Origin of the sequence: Pseudomonas sp. SWI44 (genome assembly GCF_002947915.1) — a bacterium.
Lineage (GTDB): Bacteria > Pseudomonadota > Gammaproteobacteria > Pseudomonadales > Pseudomonadaceae > Aquipseudomonas > Aquipseudomonas taiwanensis.
In genome coordinates this window covers 1,125,271-1,137,199 of record NZ_CP026674.1, presented here as the reverse complement: position 1 = coordinate 1,137,199, position 11,929 = coordinate 1,125,271, and the positions used below count along the sequence as shown (strand labels likewise).

Genomic DNA, 11,929 nt, shown 5'->3' with positions numbered 1-11,929 from the left:
GACCCGATTTTGACCGATGTACGCCGTTGGATCTGGCTGGGCATCGCCCTGCTGATCGCCGTGCTGCTGTATAGCCTGCACAACATTCTTTCACCGTTTCTGGTCGGCATACTGCTGGCCTACCTGGCCGACCCACTGGTCGACCGCCTGGAGCGCCTGGGGCTGTCGCGAACCTGGGGCGTGGTCGTGGTGTTCAGCCTGTTCACCCTCATTCTGCTGGCGCTGTTGCTGGTGCTGATACCGATGTTGGCCAAGCAGTTGGTGCGCCTTTACGAGTTGGCGCCGCAGATGCTCGATTGGTTGCAGCACGTGGCGTTGCCGTGGGTGCAAAGCCGTCTGGGCCTGGCCGAAGGGTTCTGGAAGTTCGACAAGATCAAGGCCGCCGTCAGCGCGCACATGGGCCAGACCACCGATATCGTCGGCATGCTGCTGTCCCAGGCCACGGCCTCCAGCCTGGCGTTGGTCGCCTGGCTGGCCAATCTGGTGCTGATTCCCGTGGTGGGCTTCTACTTGCTGCGCGACTGGGACCTGATGATGGCCAAGCTGCGCGGCCTGCTGCCGCGCCACCGGGAATCGCAGGTGGTAGGACTTGCTGGTGAGTGCCACGAAGTCCTGGGCGCTTTCGTCCGTGGCCAGTTGATGGTGATGCTGGCGCTGGGGGTGATCTACTCGGCCGGCCTGATGCTGGTGGGGCTGGAACTGGGCCTGCTGATCGGCATGCTGGCAGGGCTGGCGGCCATCGTGCCATACATGGGGTTCATCATCGGTATCGGCGCTGCGCTGGTGGCCGGGTTGTTCCAGTTCGGCGGCGACCTTTATCCGATGCTGGGCATCGTGGCGGTGTTCATGGTCGGGCAGGCGCTCGAAGGCATGGTATTGACCCCGTTGCTGGTAGGGGACCGGATCGGCCTGCACCCGGTGGCGGTGATCTTCGCCATCCTGGCGGGCGGCGAGCTGTTCGGTTTCACCGGTGTGTTGCTGGCCTTGCCAGTCGCCGCCGTGATCATGGTGCTGCTGCGCCATGTGCACGATCTGTATAAAGAGTCGGACATGTATGCCGGGGATGTCGACCCAAAGCTGTGATCCTTTCGAGCGGCAAGCGCGGGCATGGCAGGAGCCGGCTTGCCGGCGATAAAACGGGAAGCGTTGCTTTTGTAGCGCAACTCGTTGATTTTGCTTGGGCAATCCTGCTCGGTCATTGTGCCGCCCGCAAGGCGGGTATAGACTTTGCACACTGTTCACCAAAGGCCCCCTGTGGTCCTCTCGACCGCCCGCCAGCATGAAACCGATCCAGTTGCCCCTGGGTGTGCGTCTGCGCGATGACGCCACCTTCATCAACTACTATCCGGGCGCCAATGCCGCGGCGTTGGGCTATGTCGAGCGTCTGTGCGAAGCCGACGCCGGCTGGACCGAAAGCCTCATCTACCTGTGGGGCAAGCAAGGTGTGGGTCGCAGCCACCTGCTGCAGGCGGCCACCCATCGCTTCCAGCAGCGCGGTGAGCCCGCGGTCTACCTGCCCTTGGCGCAACTGCTCGACCGAGGCGTGGAACTGCTGGATTACCTGGCGCAGTACGAGCTGGTCTGCATCGACGACCTGCACGTTATCGCCGGCAAGGCGGACTGGGAAGAGTCCATGTTCCACCTGTTCAATCGGCTGCGCGATAGCGGTCGGCGCCTGTTGCTGGCGGCCTCCAGCTCACCGCGTGAGCTGCCGATCAAGTTGCCCGACCTCAAGTCGCGCCTGACATTGGCGCTGATCTTCCAGATGCGTGGGTTGTCCGACGAAGACAAGCTGCGAGCCCTGCAATTGCGGGCCTCGCGACGGGGGCTGCACCTGACCGACGAAGTTGGCCACTTCATCCTGACCCGTGGCACCCGAAGCATGAGCGCGCTGTTCGACCTGCTCGAACGTCTCGACCAAGCGTCGCTGCAAGCGCAGCGCAAGCTGACCATTCCTTTCCTCAAGGAAACCCTCGGCTGGTAAGCCCCGAAATACGGGGCTTGCAGCAGCGTCACGGAAAAGTCACATCTTTTTCGATAAAATTTGCAAATGGTCCCGATAGAAGGCATAGTTTCCACCTTCTAAAGGATTACAGACACGGTCGTGCCCATGCTGAAGCGCTTCGCACCCCTCGTGCCACTCGCACTCGTGACCCTGCTTTTTGGCTGCGCGGCTCATGGCCCGGTTTCCCAGCCTCAGGATCACACCCCGGTCGCCTCGACGTCGGCGATCAACGCCAAGACTTCCACTTCGTCGGTATTCAGCGAAGAGGACCTGGCCACCGAAGATGACCTGGAGGCTTTCTCCAGCGGCAAGCCTTACCAATTGCCGGCCCTGGCCGACAGTATTCTCGAACGTGGCATGTCGTTGATCGGCACGCGCTACCGTTTCGGCGGTACCTCGGAGAAGTCGGGCTTCGACTGCAGCGGTTTCATCGGCTACCTGTTCCGCGAAGAGGCGGGTGTGACCTTGCCGCGCTCTACCCGCGAGATGATCAACGTCGACGCACCGAAAGTGGCGCGCAACAAGCTCAAGCCGGGCGATTTGCTGTTCTTCAGCACCAATGGCCGTGGTCGTGTCAGCCATGCTGGCATCTACCTGGGTGACAACCAGTTCATCCACTCCAGCAGCCGCCGCAGCGGTGGTGTGCGCATCGACAGCCTCGGTGATCGCTACTGGAGCAAGACCTTCATCGAAGCCAAGCGAGCCTTGGCGATGGCGCCGACCAATATCGCGCGCAACTGATGGCAAAATGATGTACCCTGCCGCGGCGGCGATGCTGAAAAGCTCGCCGCCGTGCGCATTTATAGAAAGCGTCTAATCTAAATTCTCAACTCTTTTGGGCTGCGGCCCTACGGTCTCAGACAGGAAGTTCTGGCCATGGCGATGATGGCGCGCTTCGCATTCCTTTCCCTGGTGGCTCTGCTTGCCGCCTGTTCCAGCCATGCTCCGGCACCGGCCCCTGTGGTTCAGCCACAGATCCCGTACGCCCAGCCTGACATTTCGCCGATTGCCGACGATGTGCTCATACGCGCCATCGGCCTGGTCGGTACCCCCTATCGCTGGGGCGGTAACACGCCGGATTCCGGCTTCGATTGCAGTGGCCTGATCGGCTATGTCTACCGCGATGCAGCGGGCATCAGCCTGCCGCGATCGACCCGCGAAATGATCGTCATGCGTGCGCCAACGGTGGACCTCAATGCGCTGCAGTCCGGGGACTTGGTGTTCTTCGCCACCGGTGGCGGCTCGCAAGTGAGCCATGCCGGGATCTACGTGGGCGAAGGCCGCTTCGTGCATGCGCCTTCCACAGGCGGCACGGTGCGCCTGGACTACCTGTCCAACAGCTACTGGGCCAAGGCCTACCTGCAGGCCAAGCGAGTCATTCCCCAAGGCCACCTGGCGCAGAACCGCTGATCAGCTGATCGCATCCCCGGCGAGCGCTGGCGCTTGCGGCGGTCACCGAGGTAAGTCGCCAGGCCACCGCCGCGCCGCGTCCTGGAGAATGACCCCGCTCGTCGAACGAGCGCTTCGATTGACGCTCCCGGCCCAACCCTCTAACCTTCGCGCGTGTTTCAGGTGTCCTGCCAGCCTCGACTGGGCAGGGTGAAACTGGGAAGCCGGTGGGCGTCGGAAGACGCGAGCCCGGCGCTGCCCCCGCAACGGTAGGTGAGACGCGGCCGCGCAGGGCCACTGGGTGAACGCCCGGGAAGGCGCGCAGGCCAGGGCCACAGGCCCGCTCACGAGCCCGGAGACCGGCCTGATACTGCCAACGGCATCACGGAGGGTGATGCGCGGTGCACCGTGACCAGAGCGGGTCATGGCCCCTGCGCGTCCTCCGTCTGCCTGCCTATCGACCTGCCGCCGCTTCTCGCGTGGCGTCAGCCTGCGGAGAACCCTCATGAGCGAAACCACCGAACGCGACGAACGTCATCTGGCGCGTATGCAGCGCAAGAAGGCGATCATCGACGAGCGCATCGCCAATTCCCCCAACGAATGCGGCCTGCTGCTGGTGCTGACCGGCAACGGCAAGGGCAAGAGCAGTTCGGCGTTCGGCATGCTCGCCCGTGCGTTGGGCCATGGCATGCAGTGTGGTGTGGTGCAGTTCATCAAGGGCCGCAACAGCACGGGAGAAGAGCTGTTCTTCCGCCGCTTCCCCGAGCAGGTGCGCTACCACGTCATGGGCGAGGGCTTCACTTGGGAAACCCAGGACCGTCAGCGCGATATCGCTGCTGCCGAAGCGGCCTGGGCGGTGTCGCGGCAGTTGCTGCAGGACCCTTCGGTGCAGTTCGTGGTGCTCGACGAACTGAACATCGCCCTCAAGCATGGCTATCTCGATCTCGACCAGGTGCTGGCCGATATCCAGGCTCGCCCGCCAATGCAGCATGTGATCGTCACCGGCCGCGCAGCCAAGCCCGAAATGATCGAGATGGCTGACACGGTTACCGAAATGGGCATGCTCAAGCATGCGTTCCAGGCCGGTATCCGTGCGCAGAAGGGCGTGGAACTGTGAACCAAGCGCGCCAATGCCCTGCGGTGTTGATCGCCGCACCTGCATCCGGACAAGGCAAGACCACCGTCACCGCTGCGCTGGCACGGCTGCATCGCAACCTTGGGCGCAAGGTACGAGTGTTCAAGTGTGGGCCGGACTTTCTCGACCCGATGATCCTCGAGCGGGCCAGTGGTGCGCCGGTCTACCAATTGGACCTGTGGATGATCGGTGCGCAGGAGAGCCGTCGCTTGCTATGGGAAGCCGCTGCCGAAGCCGACCTGATCCTGATCGAGGGCGTCATGGGCCTGTTCGATGGCACCCCTTCGAGCGCCGATCTGGCGCGTCATTTTGGTGTGCCGGTGTTGGCGGTGATCGACGGCACGGCCATGGCCCAGACCTTTGGAGCATTGGCCTTGGGCCTGGCGCGCTACCAGGCCGACCTGCCGTTCGCCGGCGTGCTGGCCAACCGCGTCGGCAGCCTGCGTCACGCCCAATTGCTCGAAGGCAGCCTGACCGAAGGCCTGCGCTGGTATGGCGGTTTGTCCCGCGAGCGTGGCATCGAGCTGCCCAGTCGTCACCTGGGGCTTGTCCAAGCCAGTGAACTGAATGACCTCGACGCCCGCCTGGATGCAGCTGCCGAAGCCTTGGGCGCCAGTTGCGACGCAAGCCTGCCACCGGCGGTCACTTTCGCCGCACCGGAGCCGCGTCAGCTGTCGTCGTCGTTGGCTGGCGTGCGCATCGGGGTGGCCCGGGACGAAGCGTTCGCCTTCACCTATGATGCCAACCTCGACGTGCTGCGAAGCCTGGGCGCGCAGCTTGAGTTCTTCTCGCCCCTGCATGACCGTGAAATGCCCCTGGTCGATAGCCTGTACCTGCCGGGAGGCTACCCCGAACTGCACCACCATGCATTGGCTGCCAACACCTCGATGCTCGACGCCCTGCGTGCCCACCACGCGCAAGGCAAGCCCCTGCTGGCGGAGTGTGGCGGCATGCTGTACCTGCTCGACGCGTTGACCGACGTGGCGGGCGAGCGGGCCGAGTTGCTTGGCCTGCTGCCTGGCGAAGCGATCATGCAGAAACGCCTTGCCGCCTTGGCCTTGCAGGCTGTGGAACTGCCAGAGGGCACCTTGCGTGGGCACACATACCACCATTCCCTGACCATGACCGAGCTTGAGCCGATCGCCCGAGGACTCAGCCCCAATGGCGGGCGGGGCAATGAAGCGGTCTATCGCCTGGGGCGCCTGACGGCGTCCTACGTGCACTTCTACTTCCCCTCCAACCCCGAAGCGGCGGCGGCGCTGCTGCAGCCATGAGCGAACACGCCTACAGCGACGCAGAACGCGCCGCCATCTACCGGGTCATCGGCGAGCGTCGCGACATGCGCCATTTCGCCGGTGGCGACATAGCCCCCGAGGTACTTGGTCGGTTGTTGGCGGCCGCGCATCAGGCACCCAGCGTCGGCCTGATGCAGCCCTGGCGGTTCATCCGCATCAGCCAGCGCGAGCTGCGTGGTCGTATCCAGGCCCTGGTTGAACAGGAGCGAGTGCGCACCGCCGAGGCCCTTGGCGAACGCTCCGACGACTTCATGAAGCTCAAGGTCGAAGGGATCAGCGACTGTGCCGAGGTGTTGGTGGCGGCCTTGATGGACAACCGCGAGCCGCACATTTTCGGCCGACGCACCCTCCCGGAAATGGACCTGGCGTCTCTGGCCTGCGCCATTCAGAACCTGTGGCTGGCCGCACGTGCCGAAGGGCTGGGTATGGGCTGGGTATCGTTGTTCGAGCCGCAGGCCCTGGCAGACCTGCTGGGGATGCCGGCGGGCGCCAAGCCGGTGGCGGTGCTGTGCCTGGGACCGGTCACCGAGTTCTACCCGGCGCCGATGCTGGTGCTGGAAAACTGGGCCGAACAACGGCCCTTGAGCGAGATGCTGTACGAAAACCACTGGGGAGAGCGTTGATGAGCGTGGCCTTGCTGACCGTGGCCGGAGTGGCCCTGGACGCGTTGCTGGGCGAGCCGCGCCGGCGCCATCCACTGGTCGGCTTCGGCAAACTGGCGTCGCGTCTCGAGCAGCGGATGAATGCCGGTGGACGTGGCTGGCGCAGTCACGGCGTGAGTGCCTGGTTCCTGGCTGTGGTGCCGCTGACATTGCTGGCATTGCTGCTGTCATGGCTGCCCTGCATCGGCTGGCTGGTGGACGTGCTGGCGCTGTATTGCGCCGTGGGGCTGCGCAGCCTTGGCGAGCACGTGCTCCCGGTGGCCAATGCCCTGCGCCACGGCGACCTTGAAGAAGCGCGGCGCCGTGTCGGCTACCTGGTCAGCCGCGAAACCCGTGAGCTGGATGAGCCCGCCGTGGCGCGGGCGGCTACCGAGTCGGTGCTGGAGAACGGCAGCGATGCGGTGTTTGCCGCGCTGTTCTGGTTCGTCGTGGCGGGCGCTCCCGGTGTGGTGCTGTATCGCCTGAGCAACACGCTCGACGCCATGTGGGGCTATCGCAACGAGCGTTTCGAACGCTTCGGCTGGGCGGCGGCGCGCATCGACGATGCACTGAACTATATTCCCGCAAGGCTGGTGGCGCTGACCTACGCGCTGCTTGGCAAGACCCGCCTGGCGTGGGCCTGCTGGCGCAACCAGGGGCCCTTCTGGGACAGCCCCAATGCCGGGCCGGTGATGGCGGCGGGCGCCGGTGCGCTGGGCGTCGAGCTTGGTGGCCCGGCGGTGTACCACGGCGAACTGCACGAGCGACCTCGGCTGGGCGAAGGGCCGATGGCCGATGCCGAGGCCATCGAGCGCGGCTGGAGCCTGGTGCAGCGGGGTGTATGGCTGTGGCTGTTGGTAATCTGCCTGGGAGCTTACTTGAATGCTTGAACACGGTGGCCGTCTGCTGCGCGCGGTGCGGCAATACGGGATTGCCCGCGAGCAATGGCTCGACTTGTCCAGCGGCATCGCCCCGTGGCCGTACCCGATCCCGCCGATTCCCGTGGACGCCTGGGCCCGTCTGCCTGAGGTCGAAGATGGCCTGGAAGCAGCAGCGCGAGCCTATTACGGCGCCAGCCAGTTGCTGGCCGTGGCAGGTTCCCAGGCGGCGATCCAGGCCTTGCCACTGCTGCGGCCATCGGGGCGGGTAGGGGTGTTGGCGCCATGTTACGCCGAGCACCCGCACGCCTGGCGACGGGCCGGGCATACGCTGGTCGAGCTGGATGCGTCCAGCGTCGAGTCCACGCTCGACAGCCTGGACGTGCTGGTGCTGGTCAACCCCAACAACCCCACGGGTCAGCGGATCAGTCGCGAGCGTTTGCTGGCGTGGCACGCCCGGCTGGCCAGGCGAGGCGGCTGGTTGCTGGTCGACGAAGCCTTCATGGACAACACGCCCGCATTCAGCGTGGTCGATTGCGCCGAGCGCGAAGGCCTGATCGTTCTACGCTCGTTCGGCAAGTTCTTCGGTCTGGCCGGCGTGCGCCTGGGCTTCGTGGCGGCCGAGCCGGTATTGCTGGCGCTGCTGGCAGACAGGCTTGGCCCCTGGACCGTCAGCGGGCCGACTCGGGTATTGGCACAGATCAGTTACGCCGACCACGCAGCGCATCAGGCCCAGATCGCCCGCTGCGCCGCTGCCAGCCAACGCCTTGCGGCGGTGCTCGAAGGCGTGGGCCTGGCGCCCAGCGGTGGCTGTGACCTGTTCCAGTACGTACGCTGCGAGCAGGCGGCGCAGTTGCATGAGTTTCTCGCCCGGCGCGGCATTCTGGTGCGTCTGTTCGACCAGCCGCCAGCCGTGCGCCTGGGCCTGCCCGCCACTGCGGCGGACGAGCAGCGTCTCGCCTTGGCCCTGGCGGACTACCACAAGGAAATGGCATGACCACCCTCATGGTGCAAGGCACCACCTCCGACGCTGGCAAAAGTACCCTGGTGACCGCCCTGTGCCGCTGGCTGCTGCGCCAGGGTATCGGTGTGGTGCCCTTCAAGCCACAGAACATGGCCCTCAACAGTGCGGTGACCGCCGACGGGGGGGAAATCGGCCGGGCCCAGGCGGTCCAGGCCCAAGCGTGCCGACTGGCGCCGCACACCGACATGAACCCGGTCCTGCTCAAGCCCAACAGCGATACCGGAGCCCAGGTGATCATCCACGGTCGAGCGGTCGCCAGCATGAATGCAGTGGCCTACCACGACTATAAGGCCATCGCCATGCAGGCGGTGCTGGCCTCTCACCAGCGCCTTAGCGCCACGTACCCCGTGGTGATGGTGGAGGGGGCTGGGTCGCCGGCAGAGATCAACCTGCGGGCTGGCGACATCGCCAACATGGGCTTCGCCGAAGCGGTCGACTGCCCGGTGATTCTGGTGGCCGATATCAACCGGGGCGGCGTGTTCGCCCACCTGGTCGGCACCCTGGAGCTGCTCTCTCCCAGCGAGCAGGCGCGGGTCAAAGGCTTCGTCATCAACCGTTTCCGGGGCGACATCGCCTTGTTACAGCCAGGGCTGGACTGGCTGCAAGCGCGAACCGGCAAACCGGTGCTGGGTGTACTGCCGTATGTCACCGACCTGCACCTGGAGGCCGAGGACGCGATCGACATGCGCCAGGCCGTGAAGGGCGAGCGCGTGCTCAAGGTGATCGTCCCGGTGCTGCCCCGTATCAGCAATCACACCGATTTCGACCCGCTGCGTCTGCACCCCCAGGTCGACCTGCAGTTCATTGGCCCAGGCCAGCCGATTCCTGCCGCCGACCTGATCATCCTGCCTGGCTCAAAGAGTGTTCGCGCTGATCTGGCGCAGTTGCGCGCACGCGGTTGGGACAGCGCCATCGCTCGTCACCTGCGTTATGGCGGCAAGCTGATCGGTATCTGTGGCGGTCTGCAGATGCTTGGCCGTGAGGTGCACGACCCGCTCGGCCTGGAGGGGCCGGCAGGCTCCAGCCCAGGGCTGGGGTTGCTGGACTACGCCACGGTGCTCGAAGCGGACAAGCAACTGCGCAACGTCGCCGGTACCCTGAATCTGGAACAATCCGCGGTGGCCGGCTACGAAATCCATGCCGGTGTCACCCACGGCCCTGCGTTGGAGCATCCTGCCGTGCAACTGGCCGATGGCCGCAGCGATGGCGCGATCAGCGCCGACGGGCAGGTCCTCGCCACCTACCTGCACGGTCTGTTCGAAGGTAGTCAGTCGTGCGCTGCCTTACTGCGCTGGGCCGGTTTGCAGGACGTGCAGACCATCGACTACGAAGCCTTGCGCGAACGCGACATCGAGCGCCTGGCCGATCTGGTGGAAAAGCACCTCGATACCGCGCGTCTGCGCGGGCTGTGTGGAGTCGCCTGACATGCTCAACCTGATCCTCGGTGGCGCCCGCTCCGGCAAGAGTCGCCTGGCCGAACAGCTGGCCACCAACAGTGGCTTGCCAGTGACCTACATTGCCACCAGCCAGCCGCTGGATGGCGAGATGAGCGAACGGGTGCGTCTGCACCGCCAACGTCGGCCCGCCGAGTGGGGGCTAATTGAAGAACCTGTGGCGCTGGCCAGTGTGCTACGCGCCCACGCCAGGGAAGGGCATTGCCTGTTGGTCGATTGCCTGACCTTGTGGCTCACCAACTTGCTGATGCTTGAAAACGACCAACGCCTGGCCGAGGAGCGCGATGCCCTGCTCGAATGCCTTGAACAGTTACCAGGCATGGTCATTCTGGTCAGTAACGAAACCGGCCTGGGCGTGGTGCCCATGGGTGAATTGACCCGGCGTTACGTCGACCTGGCCGGCTGGCTGCACCAGGCCGTCGCCCAGCGTTGTCAGCGCGTGGTGCTGACCGTGGCAGGCCTGCCCCTCATGCTTAAAGGACCCGCACTATGAACCAGCAATGGTGGCGTGAAGCCTGCCAACCTCTTGATAACGCTGCCATGGACCAGGCCCGCGCACGCCAGCAGCAGCTGACCAAGCCTACCGGCTCGCTCGGGCAGCTGGAAAGCTTGGCCATCCAACTGGCCGGCCTGCAGGGCCAGGAGCGCCCGACTCTGGAGCGGGTTGCGATCACGATCTTTGCCGGCGACCACGGTGTGGTCGAGGAAGGCATCTCGGCCTATCCGCAAGCCGTGACCGGGCAGATGCTGCGCAATTTCGTCGGTGGCGGCGCGGCGATCAGCGTGCTGGCGCGCCAACTGCAGGCCAGCTTGGAGGTAATCGACCTCGGCACTGTCGACACCCGGCTGGAACTACCGGGTGTGCGCCACCTGCGCCTGGGCGCGGGCACCGCGAACTTCGCCCGCCAGCCCTCGATGAGCGAAGAGCAGTTGCTGGCTGCGCTGCAAGCCGGACGAGACAGCGCCAAGCGGGCAGCCGACCAGGGCGCCCAGCTGTTCATCGGTGGCGAGATGGGCATTGGCAACACCACGGCTGCGGCTGCCCTGGCCAGCCATCTGCTGGACTGTCCGGCCCGCGAGCTCAGCGGCCCGGGCACTGGCCTGGACAGTGCCGGGGTGACGCACAAGGCCGAGGTGATAGAGCGCGCGCTGGCGCTGCATGGCCTGCGTGCCGACGACCCGTTGCAAGCGTTGGGTTGTGTGGGGGGATTCGAAATTGCCGCCCTGACCGGGGCGTACCTGGCCTGTGCTCAACACGGTATCGCGGTACTGGTCGACGGCTTCATCTGCAGCGTCGCTGCACTGGTCGCCGTGCGCTTGAACCCGCACTGCCGGCCATGGCTGTTGTTCGCCCATCAGGGCGCCGAGCCTGGTCACCGAGCGCTGATCGAAGCGCTGGAGGCCGAGCCATTGCTCGCCCTGGGCCTGCGTCTGGGTGAGGGCAGTGGTGCTGCTTTGGCCGTTCCGCTGCTGCGCCTGGCCTGCGCACTGCATGGGCAGATGGCCACCTTCGCCGAAGCTGCGGTGGCGGACCGTCCGGCATGATCCTCGACCTGCTGCGTCATGGTGAGACCGAACAGGGTGGCCTGCGCGGCAGCCTGGACGATGCCCTGACCGAAAAAGGCTGGGTGCAGATGAGCGCGGCCGTAGAGGCAGGTGGGCCGTGGCAGGTGCTGGTCAGCTCGCCCTTGCAACGTTGCGCCCGCTTCGCCGACGCATTGGGCGAGCGGCTGGGCTTGTCGGTACAGCGTGAAGCCGATTTGCGAGAGCTGCACTTCGGCGACTGGGAGGGACGCACCGCGGCGCAAATCATGCAGACCCAAGCCGATGAGCTTGGGCGTTTCTGGTCTGATCCCTATGCCTACACACCGCCTGGCGGGGAGCCGGTCGGCGCATTCGCCGAGCGGGTGGTCACGGCCATGGAGCGGCTGACGCGGCAGCATGCTGGCAAACGCGTGCTGCTGGTGACCCACGGCGGCGTGATGCGCCTGTTGCTGGCGCGAGCCCGTGGATTGCCCCGTGAGCAGTTATTGCAGGTCGAAGTTGGGCACGGCGCCATGGTGCGGTTGGTGTTGAATGAGGATGGTGTGTTGAGCGAGGCTGATTGA

At 65.3% G+C, this 11,929-nt stretch carries 13 protein-coding genes and 1 riboswitch; all 13 genes read left to right on the top strand.

Annotated features, from left to right (window positions below; all coding sequences use genetic code 11):
* Positions 1–9 precede the first annotated feature (9 nt).
* A complete protein-coding gene (locus C4Q26_RS05555) occupies positions 10–1,083 on the top strand; it encodes an AI-2E family transporter (protein WP_023379164.1) in 1,074 nt (357 codons plus the stop codon).
* Positions 1,084–1,279: 196 nt separating this feature from the next.
* A complete protein-coding gene (gene hda, locus C4Q26_RS05550) occupies positions 1,280–1,984 on the top strand; it encodes a DnaA regulatory inactivator Hda (protein ID WP_023379165.1) in 705 nt (234 codons plus the stop codon).
* A 126-nt stretch (positions 1,985–2,110) separates the two neighbouring features.
* On the top strand, positions 2,111–2,746 hold the full coding sequence (locus C4Q26_RS05545) for a C40 family peptidase (protein ID WP_023379166.1): 636 nt from the start codon (positions 2,111–2,113) through the stop codon (positions 2,744–2,746).
* A 135-nt stretch (positions 2,747–2,881) separates the two neighbouring features.
* Positions 2,882–3,415, top strand: coding sequence for a C40 family peptidase (locus tag C4Q26_RS05540; RefSeq protein ID WP_023379167.1), 534 nt, complete (start codon positions 2,882–2,884; stop codon positions 3,413–3,415).
* Between the two features lie 143 nt (positions 3,416–3,558).
* Positions 3,559–3,777: riboswitch (cobalamin riboswitch) on the top strand.
* A 122-nt stretch (positions 3,778–3,899) separates the two neighbouring features.
* Positions 3,900–4,511, top strand: a complete 612-nt coding sequence (gene cobO / locus C4Q26_RS05535) for a cob(I)yrinic acid a,c-diamide adenosyltransferase (protein ID WP_023379168.1) — start codon at positions 3,900–3,902, stop codon at positions 4,509–4,511.
* Positions 4,508–5,803: a cobyrinate a,c-diamide synthase gene (locus C4Q26_RS05530; protein WP_104882870.1), complete on the top strand. Its 1,296-nt coding sequence runs from the start codon at positions 4,508–4,510 to the stop codon at positions 5,801–5,803. The genes cobO and C4Q26_RS05530 overlap by 4 nt, the downstream gene beginning before the upstream one ends.
* Entirely contained in the window at positions 5,800–6,447 is a 648-nt protein-coding gene (gene bluB, locus C4Q26_RS05525) for a 5,6-dimethylbenzimidazole synthase (protein ID WP_023379170.1), read from the top strand. The genes C4Q26_RS05530 and bluB overlap by 4 nt, the downstream gene beginning before the upstream one ends.
* Positions 6,447–7,355 carry an adenosylcobinamide-phosphate synthase CbiB gene (cbiB, locus tag C4Q26_RS05520; RefSeq protein ID WP_104882869.1) on the top strand — a complete coding sequence of 303 codons (909 nt, stop codon included), beginning with the start codon at positions 6,447–6,449 and terminating at the stop codon, positions 7,353–7,355. The genes bluB and cbiB overlap by 1 nt, the downstream gene beginning before the upstream one ends.
* On the top strand, positions 7,348–8,340 hold the full coding sequence (gene cobD / locus C4Q26_RS05515) for a threonine-phosphate decarboxylase CobD (RefSeq protein WP_104882083.1): 993 nt from the start codon (positions 7,348–7,350) through the stop codon (positions 8,338–8,340). The genes cbiB and cobD overlap by 8 nt, the downstream gene beginning before the upstream one ends.
* Positions 8,337–9,791, top strand: a complete 1,455-nt coding sequence (locus tag C4Q26_RS05510; protein ID WP_023379173.1) for a cobyric acid synthase — start codon at positions 8,337–8,339, stop codon at positions 9,789–9,791. The genes cobD and C4Q26_RS05510 overlap by 4 nt, the downstream gene beginning before the upstream one ends.
* A 1-nt stretch (position 9,792) precedes the next feature.
* On the top strand, positions 9,793–10,314 hold the full coding sequence (cobU, locus tag C4Q26_RS05505) for a bifunctional adenosylcobinamide kinase/adenosylcobinamide-phosphate guanylyltransferase (RefSeq protein WP_104882868.1): 522 nt from the start codon (positions 9,793–9,795) through the stop codon (positions 10,312–10,314).
* Entirely contained in the window at positions 10,311–11,366 is a 1,056-nt protein-coding gene (gene cobT, locus C4Q26_RS05500) for a nicotinate-nucleotide--dimethylbenzimidazole phosphoribosyltransferase (RefSeq protein WP_104882082.1), read from the top strand. The genes cobU and cobT overlap by 4 nt, the downstream gene beginning before the upstream one ends.
* Positions 11,363–11,929, top strand: a complete 567-nt coding sequence (locus tag C4Q26_RS05495) for a histidine phosphatase family protein (protein ID WP_023379176.1) — start codon at positions 11,363–11,365, stop codon at positions 11,927–11,929. The genes cobT and C4Q26_RS05495 overlap by 4 nt, the downstream gene beginning before the upstream one ends.

Bases quoted from the DNA above. Each gene is read 5' to 3' on its own strand.
- hda (WP_023379165.1), top strand. From the start codon at position 1,280: ATGAAACCGATCCAGTTGCCCCTGGGTGTGCGTCTGCGCGATGACGCC.
- C4Q26_RS05545 (WP_023379166.1), top strand. From the start codon at position 2,111: ATGCTGAAGCGCTTCGCACCCCTCGTGCCACTCGCACTCGTGACCCTG.
- C4Q26_RS05540 (WP_023379167.1), top strand. From the start codon at position 2,882: ATGGCGATGATGGCGCGCTTCGCATTCCTTTCCCTGGTGGCTCTGCTT.
- cobO (WP_023379168.1), top strand. From the start codon at position 3,900: ATGAGCGAAACCACCGAACGCGACGAACGTCATCTGGCGCGTATGCAG.
- bluB (WP_023379170.1), top strand. From the start codon at position 5,800: ATGAGCGAACACGCCTACAGCGACGCAGAACGCGCCGCCATCTACCGG.
- cbiB (WP_104882869.1), top strand. From the start codon at position 6,447: ATGAGCGTGGCCTTGCTGACCGTGGCCGGAGTGGCCCTGGACGCGTTG.
- cobD (WP_104882083.1), top strand. From the start codon at position 7,348: ATGCTTGAACACGGTGGCCGTCTGCTGCGCGCGGTGCGGCAATACGGG.
- C4Q26_RS05510 (WP_023379173.1), top strand. From the start codon at position 8,337: ATGACCACCCTCATGGTGCAAGGCACCACCTCCGACGCTGGCAAAAGT.
- cobU (WP_104882868.1), top strand. From the start codon at position 9,793: ATGCTCAACCTGATCCTCGGTGGCGCCCGCTCCGGCAAGAGTCGCCTG.
- cobT (WP_104882082.1), top strand. From the start codon at position 10,311: ATGAACCAGCAATGGTGGCGTGAAGCCTGCCAACCTCTTGATAACGCT.
- C4Q26_RS05495 (WP_023379176.1), top strand. From the start codon at position 11,363: ATGATCCTCGACCTGCTGCGTCATGGTGAGACCGAACAGGGTGGCCTG.